Source organism: Arthrobacter sp. TJ-270 (assembly GCF_058269075.1).
In genome coordinates, this window is record NZ_JBZCNB010000001.1 from 527,269 (window position 1) to 552,365 (window position 25,097).

A 25,097-nucleotide genomic window follows, 5' to 3' on the forward strand; every position below is an offset into this window, starting at 1 on the left:
ATTACTTCTTCTCCATCTTTGCGCCGTAGCGGCTGCGAGCCTGCTTGCGGTTCTTTACGCCCTGGGTATCCAGTGCGCCACGGACGATCTTGTAACGCACACCGGGAAGGTCCTTCACACGACCTCCGCGTACGAGCACGATGGAGTGCTCCTGGAGGTTGTGGCCGACGCCCGGGATGTAGGCAGTTACTTCGATGCCACCGTTGAGGCGGACGCGCGCGACCTTCCGCAGAGCCGAGTTCGGCTTCTTCGGGGTGGTGGTGTAAACGCGGGTGCAGACACCGCGCTTCATGGGGCTGCCCTTCAGTGCGGGCGCCTTGGTCTTGGAGACCTTAGGTGACCGGCCCTTACGGACCAGCTGGTTAATGGTAGGCACTTCTCAGTTCTCCGTATGTTGTCTTGAGATCAGATCTCTGCTGACTCCGCATCCCGCCGCCGGCACGAGGCCGGCCGCATCAAGCGAAGCTTGTCAGTCGTTTGGAGTGCCTACTGAAGTTGTAAGCAAAACGACCGTAGGCGTGCAAAAATGTGGCATTCGTTGTACAAGTTCCCTACAACACGGAGATACGTCCGAAGAGACGCCAATCCACTGCCACACAAACAATTCCAGACAAGTCTAACAGATTGCACGCGGCGGGCTTGCCGCCGTCAAAAGCAGCATGGTAAAGCACACAGCAAAGGGGCCCGGCCTGCAGTAGGAAACTGCGGTCCGGGCCCCTCCGCTCAATCAGTGCGAGCTCTTACCGGCCTTATCAGCGGAAGTCGCTCGACCCCATGTCGTAGTCATCCAGAGGGATGGCGTGGAACTCAGGGCTGAGTCCGCCGTCGACACCTGCGTAGTCGAAGTCGCTGAACGCGCTCGGACCGGTGAACAGGTTTGCCTTGGCTTCTTCGGTGGGCTCGACCGTGATCTTCGTGTAGCGATCCAGACCGGTGCCGGCCGGGATGAGCTTACCGATGATGACGTTCTCCTTGAGGCCGAGCAGCGGGTCGCTCTTGCCTTCCATGGCGGCCTGCGTGAGAACACGCGTGGTCTCCTGGAAGGAAGCGGCCGACAGCCAGGACTCCGTGGCGAGCGATGCCTTGGTGATACCCATGAGCTCGGGCCGGCCGGACGCCGGCTTCTTGCCCTCGGACACCACTCGACGGTTCTCGTCCTCGAAGCGGCGACGCTCGGCCAGCTCACCGGGGAGCAGGTCGGAGTCGCCGGACTCGATGACGGTGACCCGGCGCAGCATCTGCCGGACAATGACTTCCACGTGCTTGTCGTGGATGCCTACGCCCTGGCTGCGGTACACGCGCTGGACCTCGTCAACCAGGAATTCCTGGGCCTTGCGCGGGCCGAGGATGCGGAGGATCTGCTTGGGATCAACCGCACCGAAGACCAGCTGCTGGCCGACCTCGACGTGATCGCCGTCGGCAACCAGCAGGCGTGCGCGCCGCAGGACCGGGTAGGCAATCTCTTCGGATCCGTCGTCCGGAGTAACCACGAGGCGCAGCTGCTTCTCTGCGTCCTCGATGGTGACCCGTCCGGCGACCTCCGAGATCGGCGCGACACCCTTGGGTGTACGCGCTTCGAAGAGCTCTTGGATACGGGGCAGACCCTGGGTGATGTCCTCAGCGGAAGCAACACCACCGGTGTGGAAGGTACGCATGGTCAGCTGGGTACCGGGCTCACCGATGGACTGCGCGGCGATAATGCCGACTGCCTCACCGATGTCCACGGTCTTGCCGGTTGCCAGCGAGCGTCCGTAGCACAGCGCACAGGTTCCGACGCTGGACTCACAGGTCAGGACCGAGCGCACCTTGATGTCCGTCACCCCGGCTGCGAACAGCTTGCTGATCAGCACGTCGCCGACGTCGGAAGCCGCAGGAGCCAGCACCTCACCGTTGGAATCAACGACGTCGGTGGCCAGCGTGCGTGCGTAAGCCGAGTTCTCGACTTCCTCATGCAGGACGAGCTCGCCGTCGTGGTTCGGTACAGCGATGGTGACGTTCAGGCCGCGCTCGGTACCGCAATCGTCCTCGCGGACGATGACGTCCTGGGACACGTCCACGAGACGACGGGTCAGGTAACCCGAGTTCGCGGTACGCAGAGCGGTATCTGCAAGACCCTTACGGGCACCGTGCGTGGCGATGAAGTATTCCAGAACCGACAGGCCCTCACGGTAGGAGGACTTGATCGGACGCGGGATGATCTCACCCTTGGGGTTTGCCACCAGACCACGGATACCCGCGATCTGACGAACCTGCAGCCAGTTACCGCGAGCACCGGAGGACACCATGCGGTTGATGGTGTTGTCCTTCGGCATAGCGCCGCGCATGGACTCAGCAACCTCGTTGGTCGCCTTGTTCCAGATGTCGATCAGTTCCTGACGACGCTCCTCATCAGCGATGAGGCCCTTGTCGAACTGTGCCTGGACCTTGGCGGCCTGCGTCTCGTAACCCTCCATGATTCCGGCCTTGTTGATGGGCGCGGAAATGTCGGAAATGGCTACGGTGACGCCCGAGCGGGTTGCCCAGTAGAAGCCGGCATCCTTCAGGTTGTCCAGCGTCGCCGCGGTGACAACCTTCGGGTAGCGCTCCGCGAGATCGTTGACGATCGTGGAGAGCTGGCCCTTGTCCGCAACCTTGTCCACCCATGGGTAGTCCTCGGGCAGCGTCTCGTTGAACAGCACCTGGCCGAGCGAGGTTTCGATCAGCGCGGGGGTGCCCTCTTCCCAGCCCTCAGGGGCTACGGTGTCGGGACCCGGAACGAAGTTCGGAACGCGGATCTTCACAACCGAGTTCAGGTGCAGCTCGCCGGAATCGAACGCCATGATTGCCTCAGCAGGGCTGGAGAAGACGCGCCCCTCCCCTGCCGAACCCTCACGCTTGGTGGTGAGGTGGTGCAAACCGATAATCATGTCCTGTGAAGGCAGGGTGACCGGGCGGCCGTCAGAAGGCTTCAGGATGTTGTTCGAGGACAGCATCAGGATGCGTGCTTCAGCCTGGGCCTCCGGGCTCAGCGGCAGGTGAACTGCCATCTGGTCGCCGTCGAAGTCAGCGTTGAACGCACCGCAGACCAGCGGGTGGAGCTGAAGGGCCTTGCCTTCAACCAGCTGCGGTTCGAACGCCTGGATGCCGAGGCGGTGCAGGGTAGGTGCACGGTTCAGCAGCACAGGGTGCTCGGTGATGATCTCTTCGAGGACATCCCAGACCTGCGGACGGTAACGCTCGACCATGCGCTTGGCGCTCTTGATGTTCTGTGCGTGGTTGAGGTCAACCAGGCGCTTCATCACGAACGGCTTGAAGAGCTCCAGGGCCATCTGCTTGGGCAGACCACACTGGTGCAGCTTCAGCTGCGGGCCGACGACGATGACCGAACGGCCCGAGTAGTCGACGCGCTTGCCGAGCAGGTTCTGACGGAAACGACCCTGCTTGCCCTTGAGCATGTCGGAGAGCGACTTGAGCGGGCGGTTACCCGGTCCGGTGACCGGACGGCCGCGGCGGCCATTGTCGAACAGCGAGTCAACAGCTTCCTGGAGCATGCGCTTTTCGTTGTTCACGATGATCTCGGGAGCCCCAAGATCAAGCAGTCGCTTCAGGCGGTTGTTGCGGTTGATCACGCGGCGGTACAGGTCGTTCAGGTCGGAGGTCGCGAAGCGGCCACCGTCCAGCTGCACCATCGGACGCAGTTCCGGCGGGATCACCGGTACGGCGTCGAGCACCATGCCCAGCGGGCTGTTGGTGGTGGTGAGGAACGCGTTGACAACCTTCAGGCGCTTCAGGGCGCGGGTCTTGCGCTGGCCCTTGCCGTTCTGGATGATGTCGCGAAGCAGCTCTGCCTCAGCCTGCATGTCGAAGTTCTCGAGGCGCTTCTTGATCGCCTCTGCTCCCATGGAGCCTTCGAAGTACAGACCGTAGCGGTCGCGCAGTTCGCGGTACAGGCCCTCGTCACCTTCAAGGTCAGCGACCTTGAGGTTCTTGAACCGGTCCCAGACCTGCTCGAGGCGCTCGATCTCGGCATCGGCCCGCTTGCGAAGGTTCGCCATCTGGCGGTCAGCGGAGTCGCGTGCCTTCTTCTTGTCGGCAGCCTTGGCGCCTTCACCCTCAAGACGGGCAAGCTCGTTCTCGAGGTCGCGGGCAATCGCGGCGATGTCGGAGTCACGCTGGTCGACGAGCTGCTTCTTCTCGAGGTCGTGTTCGGCCTGGAGGTTCGGCAGTTCGGCGTGGCGGTTTTCCTCGTCAACCGAGGTGATCATGTATGCGGCGAAGTAGATGACCTTCTCGAGGTCCTTCGGTGCAAGATCAAGGAGGTAGCCAAGGCGTGAGGGAACACCCTTGAAGTACCAGATGTGCGTAACAGGAGCGGCGAGCTCAATGTGGCCCATGCGCTCGCGGCGTACCTTTGCACGGGTGACTTCAACGCCACACCGCTCACAGATGATGCCCTTGAAGCGCACTCGCTTGTACTTGCCGCAGTAGCATTCCCAGTCGCGGGAAGGGCCGAAGATCTTCTCGCAGAAGAGTCCGTCCTTCTCGGGCTTGAGCGTGCGGTAGTTGATGGTTTCCGGCTTCTTGACTTCGCCGTACGACCAGCCGCGGATCTCTTCCGCGGTGGCCAGGCCGATTCGCATGAGGCCGAATGAGGATTCGCTGGACATGTGGTCCCTGTCTCTCTTTATTCTCTAATTCAAAAAGTCTTATGGGGTGCGGCGAGGGTCAAGCCCTGCGCCGGACCGGTGTTCGAGGAAGCGGCCTTTAATATTCCAAGGCCGTCCGCGGCCGCCGGAATTTCGTTGGCCGCGTTCGAACGCCGGTTCGGCGCGTGAACGGCTAGACCTCTTCGACAGAACTCGGCTCGGCCCGTGAGAGGTCGATGCCCAGTTCTTCCGCGGCCCGGAAGACTTCTTCATCCGAGTCACGCATCTCAATCGTGGTGCCGTCGGTGGAGAGGACTTCCACGTTCAGGCACAGCGACTGCATTTCCTTGATCAGAACCTTGAAGGATTCCGGAACACCCGGTTCGGGGATGTTTTCGCCCTTGACGATTGCCTCGTACACCTTGACGCGTCCGTGGATATCATCCGACTTGATGGTCAGGAGTTCCTGCAGCGTGTAGGCCGCACCGTAGGCCTCGAGGGCCCAAACTTCCATCTCACCGAAGCGCTGTCCGCCGAACTGTGCCTTACCACCCAGCGGCTGCTGCGTGATCATCGAGTACGGGCCGGTGGACCGGGCGTGGATCTTGTCATCCACCAGGTGGTGGAGCTTCAGGATGTACATGTAACCGACGGAGATCGGATCCGGGAACGGCTCGCCGGAGCGGCCGTCGAACAGGCGCGCCTTGCCGGACTCGCCGATGAGGCGGTGTCCGTCGCGGGTCACGTTCGTGGAACCGAGCAGGCCGACGATCTCGTCCTCGGTGGCGCCGTCGAACACGGGGGTTGCAACGGTGGTCGAGGAGATCTCCCGCGGAAGGTCCGGAAGGTTCTTGAGCCACTCGGGCTCGCCCTCGATCTTCCAGCCCTGCTTGGCAGCCCAGCCGAGGTGGATCTCGAGAACCTGTCCGACGTTCATACGGCCTGGAACACCCAGCGGGTTCAGGACGATGTCTACAGGGGTTCCGTCCTCGAGGAACGGCATGTCCTCGATCGGCAGGATCTTGGAGATGACACCCTTGTTGCCGTGACGGCCGGCGAGCTTGTCACCGTCGGTGATCTTGCGCTTCTGGGCAACGTAGACGCGGACCAGCTGGTTGACGCCCGGGGGCAGCTCGTCGTCGTTGTCGCGGTCGAAGATACGGACGCCGATAACGGTGCCCGATTCGCCGTGGGGAACCTTCAGGGACGTGTCGCGGACCTCGCGGCTCTTCTCACCGAAGATGGCGCGCAGCAGGCGCTCCTCCGGGGTCAGTTCCGTTTCACCCTTCGGAGTAACACGGCCGACCAGGATGTCTCCTGCTTCAACCTCTGCACCGATGTGGATGATGCCGCGCTCGTCGAGGGCACCAAGGACCTCTTCGGAGACGTTCGGGATGTCACGCGTGATTTCCTCGGCACCAAGCTTGGTGTCACGGGCATCGACCTCGTGCTCCTCGATGTGGATCGAGGTCAGAACATCGTCGGAGACGATGCGCTGCGACAGGATGATCGCGTCCTCGAAGTTGTGGCCTTCCCAGGACATGAACGCAACCAGCATGTTCTTGCCGAGTGCCAGTTCACCCTGATCGGTCGACGGGCCGTCGGCGATGATCGTGTTGTACTCGACGCGATCGCCCTCTGCAACCAGCACGCGCTGGTTGTAGGCGTTGCCCTGGTTGGAGCGTGCGAACTTCATGATCGGGTAGTTGGTCTCGGTACCGTCATCATTCAGCACCGTCACCAGGTCAGCCGAAACCTCGGAAACCACACCGGCCTTGTTGGCAGTCACGGCGTCACCGGCGTCAACAGCGGCGTTCCTTTCCATGCCAGTTCCCACGAGGGGACGCTCGGAACGGAGAAGAGGAACAGCCTGACGCTGCATGTTGGCGCCCATGAGCGCACGGTTGGCGTCGTCGTGCTCGAGGAACGGAATCATCGCCGTAGCGACCGACACCATCTGGCGCGGGGAGACATCCATGTACTCAACGTCAGACGCTGCGACCAGCACAGGCTCGCCGGAACCACCACGGGTACGGACTAGGACCATGTCTTCGACGAACTTGCCGTTCGCATCGAGCGGCGCGTTTGCCTGGGCGATCAGTCGCTCGACCTCGTCGTCTGCCGTGAGGTAGTCGATCTGGTCCGTGACAATGCCGTTTTCGGCCTTGCGGTACGGGGTCTCAATGAAGCCGAACGTGTTGATCCGGCCGTAGGACGCCAACGAACCGATCAGACCGATGTTCGGGCCTTCAGGGGTTTCGATGGGGCACATACGTCCGTAGTGCGAGGGGTGGACGTCACGGACTTCCATGCCGGCGCGGTCACGGGACAGACCACCCGGGCCCAGCGCGGACAGACGACGCTTGTGCGTCAGGCCGGCGAGCGGGTTGTTCTGGTCCATGAACTGCGACAGCTGGGAGGTTCCGAAGAACTCCTTGATCGCGGCGACCACGGGACGGATGTTGATCAGGGTCTGCGGAGTGATCGCTTCGACGTCCTGCGTGGTCATCCGCTCACGGACAACGCGCTCCATGCGGGACAGCCCGGTGCGGACCTGGTTCTCGATGAGCTCACCGACAGCGCGGATACGACGGTTGCCGAAGTGGTCGATGTCGTCAACCTCAACGCGCAGCTCGACGTCTTCGCCGTCGCGCTTGCCCGTCAGGGTGGTCTCACCGGCGTGGAGGGCAACCAGGAACTTGATCATCGCGACAATGTCATCGATGTTCAGGACCGAGGCATCGGAATCGCCCAGGTTCTTGTCGATGCCGAGCTTGCGGTTGATCTTGTAACGGCCAACCTTGGCGAGGTCGTAGCGCTTGGAGTTGAAGTACAGGTTATCCAGCAGCGTCTTGGCAGCCTCGACTGTGGGCGGCTCTCCCGGACGGAGTTTGCGGTAGATGTCCAGCAAGGCATCTTCCTGGGTCTCCGTGGCGTCCTTCTCGAGGGTCGCGCGGATCGAGTCGTACTCGCCGAACGTCTCGAGGATCTGGCCTTCGGTCCAGCCGAGCGCCTTCAGGAGAACGGTAACGGACTGCTTGCGCTTGCGGTCGAGGCGTACGCCGACCTGGTCGCGCTTGTCGATTTCCAGCTCGAACCAGGCACCGCGCGAGGGGATGATCTTCGCGCTGAAGATGTCCTTGTCGCTGGTCTTGTCCGCGGTGCGCTCAAAGTAGGCACCCGGGGAACGAACGAGCTGGGAAACAACGACACGCTCGGTGCCGTTGATGACGAACGTACCCTTCTCCGTCATCAGCGGGAAGTCGCCCATGAACACGGTCTGCTGCTTGATCTCGCCCGTGTTGTTGTTCATGAACTCGGCCTTGACGTACAGCGGCGCCGCGTAGGTTGCGTCGCGGTCCTTGCACTCGGCCATGGTGTACTTCGGGTCAGCGAATTCAGGCTCCGAGAAGCTCAAGGACATGGTGCCCTGGAAATCTTCGATCGGAGAGATCTCTTCAAAGATGTCAGCCAGGCCAGAGGTGGTGGCCACGCCCTGGAGGCCCTGCTCCAGCGCCTCTTCTACTCGCGCCTTCCAGCGCTCGTTGCCGACAAGCCAGTCAAAGCTGTCTGTCTGAAGGGCGAGAAGATTGGGAACATCCAGCGGTTCGTGAATCTTTGCGAATGAAAGCCGGGGTGCGGCGCCGTCGGCGTCGACCTGGCTGGTAGCGGTTGCATTAAGTGAGGTGCTCGGGGCGACCAAGAGGGATCCTTCCACAGACCAACAGGCGTGTTCTTACGATCACTCCCCGCACCGTGTCGGTGCCAACCTGACGCCTGCATTCGCTCACCGGAAACAACCCACAGGGAAACCGACTAGGGAAACCGACGGGACTATCCGTTAAATGAAGAACGCGTGGCAAAGCCCACCGCTATATGAAGGCTGAGGTTATGAGGGAAGACGCAAATATCTACTGTACGTCAGGGTAGCGACAATGTCCAACCGGATGTGGTATATGGGTTGAGTGGGGCATCGGCCATGGAGGGGGCCACGGAGGGAAGGTGGAGAAGAAGTTTCAGTGAATGTTCATTAGCTGGAATAGAACTACCCTCCGGTAGCCTTGAAAATAGAGGCATAGGTAGCGCCATGCATGCAATTCAACGACGAAAGCGAGCGGAAACCCCATGAACAGCCTCGAGCAAGACCCCCAGGACGTCGTCATCGTGGGAGGTGCGCGCACGCCCACAGGCCGACTCAATGGACAACTGGCGGCCTTCACGGCAGTCGAACTTGGCACCTTCGCCGTTGCCGGAGCCCTCGAGCGGTCCGGCGTCGCAGCCGCCGATGTGGATTCCGTGATCATGGGCCACGTGGTGCAGGCCGGCTGCGGCCAGAACCCAGCACGGCAGACATCCATCAAATCGGGTATCGGCTGGGATGTCCCGACCGTCACGCTCAACAAGGTCTGTCTCTCCGGCCTCACCGCGGTCATCGACGCCGCCCGGCTGATCCGCAGCGGCGAGGCGAGCGTCGTCGTCGCCGGCGGTCAGGAATCCATGACGCGCGGCCCGCACCTGCTGCCGGGCGCACGCCAGGGCTGGACCTATGGGACCATGCCGGCCGTTGACTCCGTTGCCCACGATGGCCTCACTGACGCTTTCGACCAGGAATCGATGGGTGCCTCAACCGAGCGCGGCAACACCGGGCTCGGCATCGACCGCACAGCCCAGGACGAGGTAGCAGCGTTATCGCACCAGCGTGCAGCCGCTGCCACTGAATCCGGCGTCTTCAAAGACGAGATCGTCCCTGTGCACGTACCGCAGCGCAAGGGCGATGACCTCGTCGTGTCCACGGATGAAGGTGTGCGGCCCAACACCACTGTCGAGACCCTCGCGGGGCTCAAGCCGGCCTTCGCCAAGGACGGCACCATCACCGCCGGGAACTCCTCTCCCCTGTCCGACGGCGCGGCCGCGCTGGTGCTTACTTCCCGCCGGAACGCGGAGGCCAACGGCTGGGAGGTCCTCGCCGTGGTCGGGCGCCCGGGCCAGGTAGCCGGCCCAGACAACTCCCTCCATTCCCAGCCCTCACGGGCAATCAGCCAGGCGCTGGAACGCGCGGGATGGACCACCGACGACCTCGACTTTGTGGAGATCAACGAAGCCTTCGGGTCCGTTGCGTGCCAATCACTCAAGGAACTCGACCTGCCCCTCGACAAGTGCAACATTCACGGCGGAGCGATCGCCCTCGGTCACCCCATCGGTGCTTCCGGAGCCCGGCTTGCACTTCACGCCGCAATGGAACTGCAGCGCAGGGGCAGCGGCAAGGCTGCGGTCTCCCTCTGCGGCGGCGGCGGCCAGGGCGAGGCGCTGCTGCTCTACCGCAGCTAAACACGACCACTTACAGAGACAACAAAACAGCCCCGGAACCAGCTGGTTCCGGGGCTGTTTTGTGAAGTTCGAGGAACTTACTTGAGGGTGACGGTGGCGCCGGCGGCCTCGAGGGCTTCCTTGGCCTTCTCTGCCGTCTCCTTGTTGGCGCCTTCGAGGACAGCCTTGGGGGCGCTGTCGACAACGTCCTTGGCTTCCTTCAGGCCCAGCGAGGTGAGGGCACGAACTTCCTTGATGACTGCGATCTTCTTGTCGCCGGCTGCTTCGAGGACGACGTCGAAGGAGTCCTTCTCTTCCTCAGCAGCTTCGCCTGCGCCGCCACCGGCGGGGCCTGCAACTGCAACAGCAGCAGCGGTAACGTCGAATGTCTCTTCGAACAGCTTTACGAAGTCCGAGAGTTCGATGATGGACAGTTCCTTGAAGGCTTCAATGAGCTCTTCGTTGGTGAGCTTCGCCATGGCAAAAGCATCCTTCCTGATATGGTGCGCGCGGCACCGGGAGTTTGGTGGGTGAGAGAATTACTTCTCTTCGGGGGCAGCTGCTTCTTCGGCAGCCTCGACAGGAGCGGCATCCGCTGCTGCGGGTGCTTCCTCTGCCGCGGGAGCTTCGGCGGCTGCCGCAGGTGCAGCGTCCCCGTTCTCCTCCAACTTGATGCGCAGTGCATCGACGGTGCGGGCAAGTGCTGACATGGGTGCCTTGAGGACACCAGCAACACGGGCCAGCTGGAACTCACGCGACTCAAGAGCAGCAAGAGCGGCTACCGCCGAAGCGTCGAGGGCCTTGCCCTCGAAGTAACCGGTCTTGATGACGAGCTGTGGGTTGGTCTTTGCGAAATCCGTCAGGCTCTTTGCCGCAGCAACTGCGTCACCCTTGATGAAAGCAATTGCAGTGGGGCCGGCAAGCTGGCCATCGAACGCATCGATGCCGGCTTCCTTGGCTGCAATGCCAGTCAGGGTGTTCTTGACGACAGCGTATTTGGTTTCCGCACCGAGCGATCGGCGCAGTTCCTTGAGCTGTGCAACGGAGAGCCCACGGTATTCGGTTAGGACAGCAGCAGTGGATTCCTTGAAATCAGTTGTGATCTCATCCACGGCCGTAACCTTTGTTGGCGTTGCCATAACCCTCCTTCCGGGGTATTGGTGCCGGTGAGCGGTTCCAATAAAAAACGCCCCGCGCAGATGCACGGGGCAAGACCTGGGCAGAACGCGATGTTCTGCGGAAGGAAGAGCTTCGTTCACCTGCGCTGGCCGCCCTGACGGGAACTTTCAGATGGACACCGCAAAGCTGAACAGAAATTCAGGCTTGGGGTGTTCATCGACCGACGGTCTTTGGTGCTACAAGCTTACGGGACAGCGGCGGGGCGGCCAAATCGGCAGCCCCGCCCTGTGACATCACGAAGTCTTCAGTTTCTTCTGCCACGCCGCCGTATAGCCAACGGGACTGAATCCCAGCTCGATATTCACGTCCAGCATGTGTCTGTTCTCTTCTGCGTTCCAGGTGTAGATGCGTTGCACTTCCGGCCAGACGTCGACGACGGCGAGCAGGTTGGCGGCCTTGAGCCACATCCCGAGGCGGTGCCCCCGGTGCGAGGACAGCACCAGAGTGTCTTCCTGATACAGGATGTCAGGCTTCTCCCCGCGCCTCTCCAGGATGGTGTGGCCCACCAGCCTGCCACTCGGCTTGTGCAGCACCGCCCGGACGAGGCTGCTTCCGGCCTGGCGCACCAGACGGCCCTCGTCCTCACGGACGCGGGATCCATCCCAGGATTCCTCTTCCCAGTCCAGCTCACCCAGCGGAACATCGGTGCTCATGGTTTTGCGCAGCTGGGCGTACTCCTCCAGCAGATCACCCGGGCAGTGACCAACCCAGTCGACGACGGCGTAATCCGGTCCCGCGGTCCGCGCCGCGTCCGCGGCGAGCACCTTCAGCCTGCCATTGTCCCGGCCGACAGGCAGGAGACTGCAGCGGTCCACTTGCGCCAGGGTGAAACCGTGTCCTGTGGCGAATCGTGCGGGCAGCGACTTCGCGGGGAACGCTCCGGCGCCCGTGGCCGGAATGAGCACGTCAGAGGCAGTATCGAAACCGGCCCGGTGGTCCGTCCACGCCATGATCGTGGACCGGCCGCATGACCGCGCATGGTTCTCAACCGCCTCGTAGAGAGCAGTGCCCAATCCCTGGCTGCGGCACTCCGGATGGACAATGACCAGCGAGTAGCAGGTCTGCAGGTTGTCCCTGAGAGGTACATCAACCACGGCCTTGCCAACCACCCGGCCCCCCTCGTAAGCCAGGAAGATGCTGCGTTCCTCAAAGTCGTCGGGCTTTGAGCTTTCAAACCGCGTTTCGACCGTATGGCAATGATCCTCGTTACCCCACACCTCCCGCTCGATGAGGTTGCCCAGATCAGAAGCGGCGATGAAGGGGAGCGCCTCGGGGACTGCCAGCGATTCGGGCAACACATACGGCTGGATGCTCACTGTAGTGGTCATAACAAGAATCATGGTGCACCGATTGGGAACTGTCAATCACTTCCCCAGCGCAGGCGCATCCGCAGGCGCATGAACACACAAAAAGGCGGGCGCAGCATTGCTGCACCCGCCTTTTATTCGATCAGTCCTTATGCATCTGCCAGAACCTTGGTGACGTTGGGGTCAACCGGGATGCTCGGCCCGAAGGTGGTGGTAACCGTCGCCTTCTGGATGTAGCGGCCCTTCGAGGCGGACGGCTTCAGGCGAAGTACTTCTTCGAGCGCGATCGCGTAGTTCTCGGCGAGCTTGCGGGCGTCGAAGGACACCTTGCCGATGATGAAGTGAAGGTTGGAGTGCTTGTCGACGCGGAAGTCGATCTTTCCACCCTTGATGTCGGTGACAGCCTTCGTGACGTCGGGGGTCACCGTGCCGGTCTTGGGGTTAGGCATGAGGTTACGGGGACCCAATACCTTTCCGAGACGGCCGACCTTGCCCATGAGGTCCGGTGTGGCGACAGCTGCGTCGAAATCGACCCAGCCGCCGGCTACCTTCTCGATCATGTCGTCGGATCCGACGAAGTCAGCGCCGGCAGCGATTGCTGCTTCAGCCTTGTCACCGGTTGCGAAAACCAGGACGCGCTTGGTCTTACCGGTGCCGTGCGGCAGGTTGACGGTGCCGCGCACCATCTGGTCTGCCTTACGGGGGTCAACACCGAGGCGGAAAGCCACCTCAACCGTTGCGTCGAACGACGAAGGGTTGGTGTCCTTCGCCAGGGCCACTGCCTCTACCGGCGCATACTGCTTGTTCGCGTCGATCTTGGCGGCAGCTGCCTCATATGCTTTGCTGCGCTTTGCCATCTGCTCTTTCTCCTTATGCAGTCGTGGTCTGCGGACCGCGCTGGGCCCTGCCACAGACATCCCGTGCCGGTGCGGCACGGTTGTCTTTTCTTGGTTTTTTAGTTGCTGTCGCCGTTGGACGACAGCGTTCGGTTGTCCGCTCGTCAGACGACGGTGATGCCCATCGACCGGGCGGTGCCGGCGATGATTTTCGCCGCTGCCTGGACATCGTTGGCGTTGAGGTCTTCCATCTTCATGGTGGCGATTTCCTCAACCTGAGCCTGGGTCAGCTTGGCAACCTTGACGGTGTGCGGCGTAGCCGAACCCTTCTGCACGCCGGCGGCCTTCTTGATCAGCTCGGCAGCCGGAGGGGTCTTGGTAACGAAGGTGAACGAGCGGTCCTCGTACACCGTGATTTCGACGGGGATGACATTCCCGCGCTGGGATTCTGTTGCGGCGTTGTATGCCTTGCAGAACTCCATGATGTTGACACCGTGCTGGCCAAGCGCAGGACCGATCGGAGGAGCCGGGTTAGCGGCGCCTGCCTGGATCTGCAGCTTGATGAGGCCGGTGACCTTCTTCTTGGGGGCCATGAAAGGGTCCTTTTCTTACATTTCGTTCCTCGGGACAGGAGCGTCCCGTGGATGGTGACCGCCATGGCGTGGCGGTCGGCCGTCCTGACGGGCCAAAGCGAGCCCGACGAAGACGAAGTCTATTGGATCTTGGTTACCTGATTGAACGAGAGGGTAACCGGCGTCTCGCGCTCGAAGATCGACACCAGAACAACCAACTGCTGTGATTCGGGTTTGATCTCGGAGATGGTGGCCGGAAGGGTCTCGAACGGGCCCTCGTTGACGGTCACGGACTCGCCGACCTCGAAGTTCACCATGGCCGGCGTCGCCTGGGCACGTGCCGGTTTTCCAGCCTCGGCGCCGGGCTTCACAATGGTGTGCTCCAGCATGGAGAACACTTCGTTGAGGCTCAGTGGCACGGGATCATGGGCGTTGCCGACGAATCCGGTGACGCCGGGAGTGTGGCGAACGGCACCCCAGGATTCATCCGTGAGATCCATGCGCACCAGCACATAACCGGGGATACGGACACGGTTGACGATTTTTCGCGTGGTGTTCTTGATCTCCACGACTTCTTCCATGGGCACCTGGATCTCGAAGATAAAATCTTCCATGTCCAGCGTCTGGATACGGGTCTCCAGGTTTGCCTTCACGCGGTTCTCGTAACCGGCGTAGGAGTGGATGACGTACCAGTCGCCCTCCTGGCGACGCAGCTTGGCCTTGAAGTCAGCGACGGGGTCGACCTCGGGTTCCTGCTCCTCATCGGCGTCGGCGCCGGCTGCATCTTCAAGAGACTCCCCGGTTGTCTCTTCTGCAGCGTCCCCGGCAGGCTCGTCAGCTGCATCCTCCGCGAAGGAGGAGCCATCACTGTCCGCGGGCGCAACTGCATCAGCAGGGGCGTCATCCGCACCTGCTGCAGTTACCTGATCCTCGGTACCCAGATCTTCCTCGTCGGTTGTGATCTGTCGTTCGAGTTCTTGCTCGGACACCTAGCTGCCTGCTTTCTGGATTGCTGTGCTTGCTCGATACCGCCGCTGATGGGCAGAAACTAGCTGTCGCCGCCAAAGACCCACACTGCGCCGGTGCCGAACAGGAAGTCCAACCCGGTCACGATGAGCATCATGATGATCACGAACACCATGACTGTGATGGTGAACCGGATCAGTTCCTTGCGGGTGGGTACAACCACCTTGCGCAGTTCGGCGATGACCTGCCGTACAAAAAGGATGATTCGACCAAAGAATCCACGCTTCGGATTCTCGTTGCCGGCGGGGTTTCCCTTGGAGCTGCTCGCAGCCGTATCGGTCACCTTCAACCTCACCAATCCTGTAGGTACCTGAGCTGGCCGCACTGACCCATCACTCATAGAGCGTTCAACGCCGCACTGCCGCATGCTGACCATGACGGTGATGCGCAGGGCAGACAGGACTCGAACCTGCAACCTGCGGTTTTGGAGACCGCTGCGCTACCAATTGCGCCACTACCCTTTGGAGTGAAGCTTCGCCGTTGCCCGATGCCCTGTGCGGAAATTCCGTAGTACAGAATTCCGCGGTGCGGGCATGAACCATCATGGCGACTTCAACACCGAGGAACTAGTCTACGCAATCCGGGACCCGACGTCGAACCGGGCCGGGCGCAGGCTTCTTGGCGCCCGTGCCGGAGGCCATTCACCTGGCATTCAACGCGTCGTGGAGGTCTCGTTCAGGGGTGAACCCCTAAGCTGGTGTGGACCTACCCTGACACCCACCCAACTCGACTGATGGGAAGACCATGACTGCCGCTGACGCCCTGTCCCAGCACTCCAACGGACGCGTGTCCCAGCGAATCGCCGCTATCGCTGAATCCGCCACCCTCGCCGTTGATGCGAAGGCAAAGGCGCTCAAGGCGGCCGGTCGCCCTGTGATCGGGTTCGGCGCCGGCGAACCGGACTTTCCCACGCCCGAGTACATTGTGGACGCAGCTGTCGACGCCGCGCGGCAGCCCCGGTTCCACCGCTACTCCCCCGCTGGAGGGCTGCCCGAACTGAAGCAGGCCATCGCCGAGAAGACGCTGCGCGATTCGGGCTACCAGGTTGACCCGGCACAGGTGCTGGTGACCAATGGCGGCAAGCAGGCAGTTTACGAGTCCTTCGCAACCCTGCTTGATCCAGGCGACGAGGTGCTGGTCCCGACCCCGTACTGGACTACCTACCCCGAAGCCATCCGGCTGGCCGGAGGCGTCCCGGTGGAGGTCTTCGCCGGCCCCGAGCAGTCCTATCTGGCAACCATCGACCAGTTGGAGGCGGCGCGGACGCCCCGCACGAAGATCCTGCTCTTTGTTTCCCCGTCCAACCCGACCGGCTCGGTGTACTCGCCGGAACAGGTCCGGGAGATCGGTGAGTGGGCAGCGGCCAACGGCCTGTGGGTGGTCACGGACGAGATCTACGAACACCTCACGTACGACGACGTTCCGTTCACCTCCATTGCAACGGCTGCGCCCTCGCTGGGTGACCGCGTAGTGATCCTCAACGGCGTGGCCAAGACCTACGCCATGACCGGTTGGCGCGTGGGCTGGATGATCGGACCCAAAGACGTGGTGAAGGCGGCCACCAACCTGCAGTCGCATGCGACGTCGAACGTCGCGAACGTGTCCCAGATGGCTGCTCTGGCCGCTGTATCCGGGCCGCTGACCGCGGTGGAGGAGATGAAGAAGTTCTTCGACCGCCGTCGTCGTGCCATGGTTTCAGGACTGAACGAGATTGACGGTGTCCAGTGCCCGACTCCGCATGGTGCCTTCTATGCGTATGCGGACGTCAGGGAGCTGCTGGGCCGGGAGCTCGCCGGTGCACGGCCGGCCACGTCGGCCGAACTGGCAGCGCTGATTCTCGACAAGGTTGAGGTGGCCGTGGTTCCGGGTGAGGCTTTCGGGCCGAGCGGGTTCCTTCGCCTGTCCTACGCGCTTGGAGACGACGACCTAGCCGAGGGCGTCGGCAGGCTCCAGGAGTTCCTCGGCAAAGCGCGCTGACTCGCTTCTGCTGCGCTGCGGCGGCCACTGGACGCGCGTTGACCGGCGGCCGCCGCGATGCCCCGGAGTGGTTGGGCATCGCGGAGCGGGCAGGGTCCGCGGCGGCCGTCGGGTAATGCACCCAGCCACCGCCATCCGAGCTAAAGCAATCGGCGCTCGGCTGCCCAGCGGGTGAGCTCGTGCCGTGAGGAGAGCTGCAGCTTTCTGAGGACGGCTGAGACGTGGGTTTCGACGGTCTTGATGGAGATGAACAGCTCCTTCGCCACCTCCTTGTAGCTGTAGCCCCGGGCGATCAACCGCATCACTTCCAGCTCCCGCGCTGAAAGCCGGTCCAGTTCGCTTTCGGCTGCCGCGACGGCAGCGGTTCCGAAGGCATCGAGAACGAACCCGGCGAGCCTCGGCGAGAACACGGCATCCCCCGAGGCCACTCGCAGCACGGCGTCGGAAATGTCGGCACCCGTGATGGTCTTCGTGACATAGCCGCGCGCACCGGCCCGGATGACCGTGACCACGTCTTCGGCCGAATCGGACACGCTGAGGGCGAGGAAGCGGGTGGTCTGTCGTACGTCGGAGCACCCGGCGATCACCTCGGCACCGCCGCCGCCCTTCCCGCCGGGCAGATGGACGTCGAGCAGGACAACCTGCGGCTGCTGCGCACGAATGACGGCGATCGCCTCCTCAACCGTGGCCGCCTCGCCGACCACCTCGACACGTCCGTCGAGGTCCGCCTTCACACCGGACCGGAAAATGGCGTGGTCATCGACCACGACGACGGTGATCGGCTCAGTCATGGATAGCTCCTGCTTCCTCTTGGGGCATGGTCAGCTGTACTTCCGTTCCCGCCTCCGAGCTGCGGATCCGCGCAGTCCCGCCGTGGCGCTGCATGCGGTTGATGACCGACTCCCTGATCCCCAATCGGTCAGCGGGCACCTCGTTCATATTGAACCCCGCTCCGCGGTCGCGTACGAAGACCTCCGATCCGGCGGTCCCTGCCTCAAGATAGACCGAGACGGGGCCGCCCGCGTGCTCGGCCGCATTGAGGATGGCCTCGCGTGTTGCCTGCACGAGGGCGTCCTGGCGCGGAGTCATGGGCGTGTCCCCAACGGACACGACGTCGACAGGATGTCCGTAGGCCTCTTCCACTTCCGCAGCAATCACCTTGATGCGGTCCGCCAGATTGCCGGTTCGCTCGGCGGAGTCGGCATAGAGCCAGCGCCGCAGCTCGCGTTCCTGGGCGCGTGCCAGACGCACAACGTCCTGCTCCGAGGCTGCCCGGTTCTGGATGAGAGCCAGCGTCTGCAACACCGAGTCGTGGAGGTGGGCGGCGATTTCTGCCCGCTGCGTTTCACGGACACGTGCAGAGCGCTCCTCCTCGAGGTCCTTCCAGAACTTCAGGCCCCATGGCGCCAGCACCAGCCCCACACCGCCAACCGCCGCCGCAGTTGCAAGGAGCACCGGCCAGGTGAACTCCCAGGACAGCGAGCCGGAAACGAGGATCAGCAGTCCGACCATCACCAGGACCAGGCCCGCCGCCAGCCGCGCCACACCTTCAGCCCGGGTAGCGCCTGCATGATTCATGAGCCTGGTTCGGCGGGCCCCGTCGAGCTGGGACCAGGCGAGAACCGCGCCGAGCGCCACTACAGCGACCGGAACCAGCCAGCCCCACTGCACATTCACTCCGAGCTGCTGGGCGACGAAAGCCGCAGCAACCACGAGGAGTCCGACGCCGATCAGCACCTCGCGTCCGCCGGCCGCACCGAAGGACCGCGCCGTCTTCGACTCCGGGCCCGCAAGGACCGGCGTGCCCAGCCGCAGGCCGGCGGGAGTCGGCACGCCCCGTCGTCGTTCTTCCGCAGTGGGAACCAGCAGCCACAGCCAGCCATAGAGAACGACGCCGGCACCGCCCACCAGCGAGAGCGCAACCATCCCGATGCGGGCAGCCCTCAGTGATACTCCCAGGTGGACCGCCAGACCGGCGCAGACCCCCGCAATGACGGCGTCATTGGAGCGAAGCAGCGGGGGTCTCATGAGTCAATCCAAGCACGGTCAGGGCCCGGTGGTACCTGTTATCAGGGGAATCCCGCCGGAGGTCAGGGGCGGTTCAGGGTCAGCCCCGATGGTTGGAACGGCGGCCCGGGATGAGGATGGAAATATGAACCCGCATCAGGACCCTCCTTCCTCCCCCCGGGACTCCGACGACGCCCCGGATTCCCCGGCCGGCTCCAACCCGGAGGCACCCGGCGGAAGCACGCGCATTGATCCCGGTGCCGGCGCCGGCTTCTTCGGCTGGGTGCGAAGCCTGAGGATCGTTCGCGGCCAGGACCGCTGGATCGGCGGCGTAGCAACCGGTATCTCGGTGCGCAGCGGGCTGGACGTCATCCTTGTCCGCGGCCTCTTCGTGGTCCTCGCGATCTTCGGCGGAATCGGCCTCCTCGCCTACGGACTGGCCTGGGCGCTGCTGCCCGAGCCCGACGGACGCATCCACGCCGAATCGGCTGCGCGCGGCAGCTGGACCTCCGGCATGACCGGCGCCCTGGTGGTATCTCTCCTCGGCCTGTGGCGTCCTGACGCGCCCTTCTTCGGCAACACCGGCGGGTTCGGCGGCTTCGTCTGGAGCCTGTTCTGGATCGGCGTAGCGGTGTTCATTGTCTACTGGATCTCCAACTCCAGCAGGAACAGGATCGACGGCGAAGCCGGCATGCCCCCGGCCGGCACTGCCCCAGCCGGCGCTCCCACCGACGCCTTTTCGCCTGCTACCGCCCCCACCTACCCTTACGCCGGCTATGCCGGTTCCGCCGGTTCCGCCGGTTCCGGAGTACCTTCAGTCAAGACCGCACCCAAACCGGTGGTACCGAGGCCCACGGGAGCCGACGTCGCAATCTTCCTTGGCGGGGCGCTCCTCTGTGCGGCTCTGGTGCTTGTCCTTGACTACGTTGGATTCCTCGACCTCGGCGACAGCGTCATCGCCGTCGCGCTGGCGACCGGCGTTGTCGTACTGGGTATTGGAATCGTCCTGCTCGGCATCCGGGGACGCACCTCCGGGGCTCTGGGGTTCCTGGCGACTGTGGGCATCGTGGCCACGATCATCTCGTCATCCTCCCCGCCAACGGGCAACTGGGTCCTCGCCGACCAGGGCAGGTGGTCCATGACCGCCGCCAGCCCGGCATCGGAGGGCTACACCGTCGTCGTTGGACAGGGCCGGGTGGATCTGACCGGCCTCGGGGACATCACCGAGGACGTCGTCGTTCCCGTCAACGCTGCAGCAGGTAACGTCGGCATCCTCGTTCCGGACGGCATACCGGTTGAAGTGCGCTCCCGGATGGCGCTCAGCTCAACCGAGGTTGTCTCCGCCGACGACACAGCGAGCGTCGGCGGTCTCTGGCAGCCCCGCACCCTGCACCTCAATGAGGACGCGGAAGGCCCGCGCATCATCCTCGACGTGCGGGGCGTGGTCAGCCATATCACCGTCGCCACTACTGAAGACGCACTTCAGGACACCGAAAGCAGGCAGGAACGATGAGCACCCTCTATCCGAACCAGCACGACGACGACGCCCGGCCCCGCGCCGGCACCATCATCTGGGGAATACTCGCCATTGTCATTGGCCTGCTCGTCCTGGCCGGCGAGCTGACCGGCCTGGTGCTGGACCCCGTGCTCGTGGTCATGGTGCTCCTTGTCGGCACCGGCGTGGCCCTCATAGTGGGCGGAGTCCTCTCAATGAACCGCCGCAACTAAGTGCACACCGGCGGATATCACGCCTTCCCGTGACAACCCTTCACCGATACGAAAGCATGGACCCATGAATCCTTTCTTCAACGCTCTCCGCTCCTCCCCCATCAAGCGCGCACCCGGCGGATGGTTCGGAGGCATCGCTGCGGGAATTGCCCTGAAGTTCGGCTGGCCCGTGGGCCTGGTGAGGATCGGCATCCTGCTCAGCTTCCTGCTGCCCGTGATCGGGCCGCCACTGTATGTAGTGCTTTGGCTGCTGCTCCCCAAAACGGACGGCACAATTGCGCTGGAGAAGCTGGTCTCGAACCGCTGATTGCACGAGCCACGTTCCGCCGCGGGAGACTTCACAAACCTCCGCGGCGGTTCAGTGTGTCTAGAATCATACGTGGCTCAAGGAGGCGCCTGACCAACTCACCCGTCCTCAATTGATTGGAAATCGCCTTACATGAAGATCGGAATCCTCACCAGCGGAGGCGACTGCCCCGGGCTCAACGCGGTCATCCGCGGAGCTGTCCTCAAGGGCATCAAAACTGACGGTCTCGAATTCGTGGGGTTCAGGGACGGTTGGCGGGGCGTTGTTGAAGGCGAAATCATCGATCTTCCCCGTCACATGGTGCGAGGCATCTCCAAGCAGGGCGGCACCATCCTGGGTACGTCGCGCACCAATCCGTTCGATGGCAACGGCGGACCCGACGCAATCAAGGCCACCCTTGACCGGCTTGGTATCGACGCACTGATCGCTATTGGCGGTGAAGGCACCCTCGCGGCGGCCAAGCGCCTCACCGACGCCGGCCTGAAGATCGTGGGCGTACCCAAGACGGTCGATAATGACCTCGACGCCACCGATTACACCTTCGGCTTCGACACGGCAGTGCAGATCGCCACCGAGGCAATCGATCGGCTCCGTACCACCGGTGAGTCCCATTCCCGGTGCATGGTGGCTGAAGTGATGGGTCGTCACGTCGGTTGGATTGCGCTCCACGCCGGCATGGCCTCCGGCGCGCACGCCATCCTTATCCCCGAGCAGCAGACCTCTATCGAACAGGTCTGCGAGTGGGTCACCGACGCCCGCGACCGCGGCCGCGCACCCTTGGTGGTCGTCGCTGAGGGATTCGTCCCGTCCCACATGGAGCAGGCGCACTCCGAGCGTGGTCTGGACACCTTCGGCAGGCCCCGCCTGGGCGGTATCGCCGACCAGCTGGCTCCCGAGATTGAAGCACGCACCGGCATCGAAACCCGTGCCACAATTCTCGGTCACATCCAGCGCGGCGGCGTCCCCTCCGCTTTTGACCGTGTGCTCGCGACCCGCCTGGGTATGGCCGCCGTCGACTCGGTCATCGACGGGCTGTGGGGAACCATGGTCTCGCTCAACGGCACGGAGATTGCACACGTGGGCTTCGAGGCAGCGCTGGGCAACCTCAAGCGCGTCCCGCAGCACCGCTACGACGAGGCGGCCATCCTCTTCGGTTAAGCCAAGCCATCCTCTTCCGTTGCGCACTGTTCAGGCGGGCCCCGTCAGTTCAGGCGGCTCACGCGATCGCGCTAACGTTGCTGTATGAATCTCGAGATGAATCTCGAACCCGGCACCATTTCGATCATCCAGCTGGCCTGGTCCAGGCTGCTGGGGTTCGACGACGGCGCCATGGCCGGCGGTCCTGACCGCATCTACCGCGAGGACAACACTGCACCGCTGCTTACCTTCGTCTCGCTCTTCGGGAAGGAAGCGTTGGTAGGGCCCACCTGGGCCCTGGATGCGGCCAAGGGGTTGTCGGGGGCAGAGCTGGCACAGCACTCAACGCTGTTGTCCATGAGCCGCCGGCACGGCGGGCGAGGGCTCGGCGAAGCTAACCTGTACTTCTGCGACACCCTGCCGTCCTTCCCGGACGACGGGCCGCCCGTCAGCAGCGACCCCGAACACGCCGTTGCGTTGGAGCGGCTCTGCCCGCCGGACGATGTTGCCGAGGTGGGATTGAGCGGTATGGAGCACACCTGTGTGCTCGTGGACGAGTCCCATGACCCGTTGCTCCTACTCGCCGGCGCCGGCTACGACATCTGGGAGGGCATCCTCGCGCACCTCGGGGTGCTCACGGCACCAGCCGAACGGCGCCGGGGATACGCGTCCTACGCTGCGTCGATCGCGGTGGAGGAATCGATGGCTGCCGGGCTCATCCCGCAGTGGCGTGCGCGCACGGACAACATAGCCTCACATCGGACGGCCATCAGCACGGGATTCATCCACGCCGGGAGCCAGACCTCCGTCGTGTTGGAAGGCGACCCCGGGCAGCAGCGTTAGTCGAAGAGCTCCAGCATCTCCGGCCGGCCGAACATGCCGGCCGCAGCGCGAGCCGACGGCGTTCCGGCGTCGGCATCCGCTCCTGCACCCAGCAGGGTGGCAACGACGTCGGTGTACCCCTTGAAGACTGCTCCCGCGAGAGGGGTCTGACCGCGGTCGTTCGCCGAGTCTGCGTCGGCTCCGCGGGCCAGCAGGTCGGCAACCACGGACGCGTGACCGTTGTAGGCAGCGAGCATCACAAGGCTGTCCCCGGCGGCGTTGGTCAGGGTCGCCGGCACACCTGCGTCGAGGTACTTGCGCAGTGTTGCACCGTCGCCTTCCCGCGCTGCGTCCAGAAGTCGGTGAGCCAGGGCGATCGCTGCGTCTGCTGAGGAATCCGGGGTTTCCTGATCGGTCATGCTCTGCCGCCTTTCAGCAGTCCTGTGGGACGGCCCACAACATGGCCGGCGTCCGTGGCAACGATCAGTTCCTGGGCGGCGGCGTAATGTTCATCGCCGTCAACCACCTCCAGGGTGGCAGCCGGGTCCACGCTGCGCTTTATGACCGCAAGGCCTACAGCGCCCATCTCGTAGTGCTGACCGACGGAGGTCAGGGTACCCACCGTACGTCCACCAACAACGACGCCGCTTCCCCGTTCCGGCAGCGTGTGCTGGCTGCCGTCCAGCTGGAGAAAGACGAGCCGACGCGGCGGGTGTCCGAGATTGTGGACCCGGGCGACGGTTTCCTGGCCTTTGTAGCAGCCCTTCGTCAAGTGGACTGCCGTGCGCAGGAGGTCAAGCTCGTGCGGGATGGTGCGCTCATCGGTCTCTATGCCGAGGCGCGGCCGCCAGGCCGCAATGCGCAGGGCTTCGGCCGCCATCATGCCCGCCAGCTGGAGCCAATCCACGGCTTCTGCGAGATCGGTGCGGGGAACCAGGTACTCCTGCCAGGGCCGCTCAGCACCCGGGTGTGTCTCCTCCGAGACAACGCTGTAGGAGTACCCGCCCGAGCGGACGTGGGGCCAGGAATCAATCCAGGTGATGTTGCCGCTGAAGCGCTCGACCGGCTTCACTGAACCGATCGTTGCCCAGTCGGAAGTTACGTCCATAATCTCGACGCGCAGCATGAACTTCATGCGATCCAGCCACTGCGCAAGCGGAGCGGCTTCCCAGCCCTCGGTCAGAAGCCAGGTGGTTGCACCGTCGTCAACTACCTTGGGGCTGAACTCGATGCGGCCCTGCACAGTGAGCAGGAGCGTCTCGGTGGATTCACCCGGAGCCAGGTCCAGCAGCAGCTGCGACGAGAGGGTGTTGAGCCAGCTCAACCGGTCAGGGCCCGAGACGGTAACGACGCCGCGGTGAGAGAGATCGACGACGGCCTCCCCGCGGGCGAGCGAACGCTGTTCGCGGAGGGGATCGCCATAGTGCGCTGCCACGCCCTCATCGGGTGCTCCGGCAGCCACGGCGCCGGGCATGGAAAGAAGCGGGCTTGAGAAGGTCATACCGTTAGCAACGTCCTTCGATGGGAGGGGTATTCCGGGAGCGACACTGACCGTCCCGAAGAATCAGGAAGTCTTCCGGAGGATCGCGGACGCATGCGGCTCCAGCGAGTTGCCGTCCGCAGCAATGTCCCAGCGCCAGTAGAGGTCCCCGTTGACCAGCCCGAACAGCCGGGTGGCAGCGGAGTAGTCCTTGGAGTGCTGCCCACGCATCACGAGGTCGGTGGTGAGCTGGATCTGCGGGCCCTTGATGTTTCCGTAGTACAGCTCCGCGATCCCACCCGGGTGAACGATGGTGGCCGTGATGTCGAAGCCGCCCGCTTCATTACGGAACTGTTCAACTTCGTCGGCGCTCTTCAACGCGGGCACGATGTCGGCAGGCGACAGACCGGGGCCGACGTCGGCGTCGTTCAGTTTTCGGTCCAGCGCCCAGAAGCCGGTCTCCACCGACAGCGGGCGCAGGGTGTTTCCTTCTTCATCCGTCAGCCAGCTCTCAGCCGTGTACTGCACGTAGGGCAGTCCGTGCTGCGTGAAGGTGGCACGCTGGAAGAAGTGTTCGGAATCCGCGTTGCCCTCGCCCAACCTACCGGAGCCCTCCCAGGTGCCCAGCAACCAGGACAGGGGAACGAGCTCGGGCGTCAGGTCTGTGGGGATCTCAAACGACATGGATCAGCGTGGGTTACTTCTGGCCCTTGTACAGGCGTGCAATGACGAGTGCAGCGAAACCGGCCATGCCCAGCCCCGCGACGACCAGCAGCGAGATGAAGAA

22 protein-coding genes and 1 tRNA gene are annotated in these 25,097 nt (G+C 63.4%); 7 read left to right on the forward strand and 16 right to left on the reverse strand.

Features of this window, described 5'->3' with window-relative positions; translation table 11 throughout:
- Position 1: 1 nt before the first annotated feature.
- The 3 genes from rpsL to rpoB form a co-directional block, all read right to left on the reverse strand.
- Positions 2-376: a 30S ribosomal protein S12 gene (gene rpsL, locus AC4D2M_RS02520; RefSeq protein WP_026545668.1), complete on the reverse strand. Its 375-nt coding sequence runs from the start codon at positions 374-376 to the stop codon at positions 2-4.
- Between the two features lie 376 nt (positions 377-752).
- Positions 753-4,646, reverse strand: coding sequence for a DNA-directed RNA polymerase subunit beta' (locus tag AC4D2M_RS02525; protein ID WP_490889688.1), 3,894 nt, complete (start codon positions 4,644-4,646; stop codon positions 753-755).
- Between the two features lie 172 nt (positions 4,647-4,818).
- Positions 4,819-8,328, reverse strand: a complete 3,510-nt coding sequence (gene rpoB, locus AC4D2M_RS02530; protein ID WP_490889690.1) for a DNA-directed RNA polymerase subunit beta — start codon at positions 8,326-8,328, stop codon at positions 4,819-4,821.
- A gap of 422 nt (positions 8,329-8,750) precedes the next feature.
- On the opposite strand from rpoB, the gene AC4D2M_RS02535 reads away from it, so the two are divergent.
- On the forward strand, positions 8,751-9,953 hold the full coding sequence (locus tag AC4D2M_RS02535) for an acetyl-CoA C-acetyltransferase (protein ID WP_490889692.1): 1,203 nt from the start codon (positions 8,751-8,753) through the stop codon (positions 9,951-9,953).
- Positions 9,954-10,030: 77 nt separating this feature from the next.
- Here AC4D2M_RS02535 and rplL read toward each other — a convergent pair whose 3' ends face one another.
- From rplL to AC4D2M_RS02575, 8 genes are all read right to left on the reverse strand, one after another.
- Positions 10,031-10,411, reverse strand: a complete 381-nt coding sequence (rplL, locus tag AC4D2M_RS02540; protein ID WP_490889694.1) for a 50S ribosomal protein L7/L12 — start codon at positions 10,409-10,411, stop codon at positions 10,031-10,033.
- A gap of 60 nt (positions 10,412-10,471) precedes the next feature.
- Positions 10,472-11,071, reverse strand: a complete 600-nt coding sequence (rplJ, locus tag AC4D2M_RS02545; RefSeq protein WP_490889696.1) for a 50S ribosomal protein L10 — start codon at positions 11,069-11,071, stop codon at positions 10,472-10,474.
- A 273-nt stretch (positions 11,072-11,344) separates the two neighbouring features.
- Complete coding sequence (locus tag AC4D2M_RS02550) at positions 11,345-12,439, reverse strand: GNAT family N-acetyltransferase (protein WP_490889698.1); 1,095 nt, start codon at positions 12,437-12,439, stop codon at positions 11,345-11,347.
- 128 nt (positions 12,440-12,567) lie between these two features.
- Positions 12,568-13,275, reverse strand: coding sequence for a 50S ribosomal protein L1 (gene rplA, locus AC4D2M_RS02555; RefSeq protein WP_490889700.1), 708 nt, complete (start codon positions 13,273-13,275; stop codon positions 12,568-12,570).
- A 143-nt stretch (positions 13,276-13,418) separates the two neighbouring features.
- Positions 13,419-13,847, reverse strand: coding sequence for a 50S ribosomal protein L11 (gene rplK, locus AC4D2M_RS02560; RefSeq protein ID WP_490889702.1), 429 nt, complete (start codon positions 13,845-13,847; stop codon positions 13,419-13,421).
- A gap of 119 nt (positions 13,848-13,966) precedes the next feature.
- Positions 13,967-14,815, reverse strand: coding sequence for a transcription termination/antitermination protein NusG (gene nusG / locus AC4D2M_RS02565; protein ID WP_490889704.1), 849 nt, complete (start codon positions 14,813-14,815; stop codon positions 13,967-13,969).
- Positions 14,816-14,874: 59 nt separating this feature from the next.
- Positions 14,875-15,135 (reverse strand): preprotein translocase subunit SecE, encoded by a 261-nt coding sequence (gene secE / locus AC4D2M_RS02570; RefSeq protein WP_490889706.1) that lies wholly within the window; start codon positions 15,133-15,135, stop codon positions 14,875-14,877.
- A 105-nt stretch (positions 15,136-15,240) separates the two neighbouring features.
- Positions 15,241-15,313, reverse strand: a tRNA-Trp gene (locus tag AC4D2M_RS02575).
- A 283-nt stretch (positions 15,314-15,596) separates the two neighbouring features.
- Here AC4D2M_RS02575 and AC4D2M_RS02580 point away from each other — a divergent pair.
- On the forward strand, positions 15,597-16,829 hold the full coding sequence (locus AC4D2M_RS02580) for a pyridoxal phosphate-dependent aminotransferase (protein ID WP_490889708.1): 1,233 nt from the start codon (positions 15,597-15,599) through the stop codon (positions 16,827-16,829).
- Positions 16,830-16,969: 140 nt separating this feature from the next.
- Here the strand turns inward: AC4D2M_RS02580 and AC4D2M_RS02585 are convergent, their stop codons facing one another.
- Both AC4D2M_RS02585 and AC4D2M_RS02590 read right to left on the reverse strand, forming a co-directional pair.
- Entirely contained in the window at positions 16,970-17,620 is a 651-nt protein-coding gene (locus AC4D2M_RS02585; RefSeq protein ID WP_490889710.1) for a LuxR C-terminal-related transcriptional regulator, read from the reverse strand.
- Positions 17,613-18,857, reverse strand: a complete 1,245-nt coding sequence (locus AC4D2M_RS02590) for an ATP-binding protein (RefSeq protein ID WP_490889712.1) — start codon at positions 18,855-18,857, stop codon at positions 17,613-17,615. Before AC4D2M_RS02590 ends, AC4D2M_RS02585 begins: the two co-directional genes overlap by 8 nt.
- 124 nt (positions 18,858-18,981) lie before the next feature.
- Here AC4D2M_RS02590 and AC4D2M_RS02595 point away from each other — a divergent pair, with 124 nt between their 5' ends.
- The 5 genes from AC4D2M_RS02595 (at position 18,982) to AC4D2M_RS02615 (ending at position 22,851) form a co-directional block, all read left to right on the forward strand.
- Entirely contained in the window at positions 18,982-20,349 is a 1,368-nt protein-coding gene (locus tag AC4D2M_RS02595) for a PspC domain-containing protein (protein ID WP_490889714.1), read from the forward strand.
- Positions 20,346-20,564, forward strand: coding sequence for a hypothetical protein (locus AC4D2M_RS02600; RefSeq protein ID WP_490889716.1), 219 nt, complete (start codon positions 20,346-20,348; stop codon positions 20,562-20,564). Before AC4D2M_RS02595 ends, AC4D2M_RS02600 begins: the two co-directional genes overlap by 4 nt.
- A gap of 64 nt (positions 20,565-20,628) precedes the next feature.
- The gene (locus AC4D2M_RS02605; RefSeq protein ID WP_490889718.1) at positions 20,629-20,871 is read left to right on the forward strand and encodes a PspC domain-containing protein; all 243 of its coding nucleotides are present in this window, start codon (positions 20,629-20,631) and stop codon (positions 20,869-20,871) included.
- Between the two features lie 132 nt (positions 20,872-21,003).
- A complete protein-coding gene (locus AC4D2M_RS02610; protein ID WP_490889720.1) occupies positions 21,004-22,029 on the forward strand; it encodes a 6-phosphofructokinase in 1,026 nt (341 codons plus the stop codon).
- An 84-nt stretch (positions 22,030-22,113) separates the two neighbouring features.
- Positions 22,114-22,851: a GNAT family N-acetyltransferase gene (locus AC4D2M_RS02615; RefSeq protein WP_490889722.1), complete on the forward strand. Its 738-nt coding sequence runs from the start codon at positions 22,114-22,116 to the stop codon at positions 22,849-22,851.
- Here AC4D2M_RS02615 and AC4D2M_RS02620 read toward each other — a convergent pair.
- The 3 genes from AC4D2M_RS02620 to AC4D2M_RS02630 form a co-directional block, all read right to left on the reverse strand.
- A complete protein-coding gene (locus tag AC4D2M_RS02620; RefSeq protein WP_490889724.1) occupies positions 22,848-23,249 on the reverse strand; it encodes an ankyrin repeat domain-containing protein in 402 nt (133 codons plus the stop codon). The two genes, AC4D2M_RS02615 and AC4D2M_RS02620, sit on opposite strands and share 4 nt — an antisense overlap.
- Positions 23,246-24,331 (reverse strand): CAF17-like 4Fe-4S cluster assembly/insertion protein YgfZ, encoded by a 1,086-nt coding sequence (gene ygfZ, locus AC4D2M_RS02625; protein WP_490889726.1) that lies wholly within the window; start codon positions 24,329-24,331, stop codon positions 23,246-23,248. The genes AC4D2M_RS02620 and ygfZ overlap by 4 nt, the downstream gene beginning before the upstream one ends.
- A gap of 63 nt (positions 24,332-24,394) precedes the next feature.
- Entirely contained in the window at positions 24,395-24,994 is a 600-nt protein-coding gene (locus AC4D2M_RS02630) for a heme-binding beta-barrel domain-containing protein (protein ID WP_490889728.1), read from the reverse strand.
- Positions 24,995-25,097 lie beyond the last annotated feature (103 nt).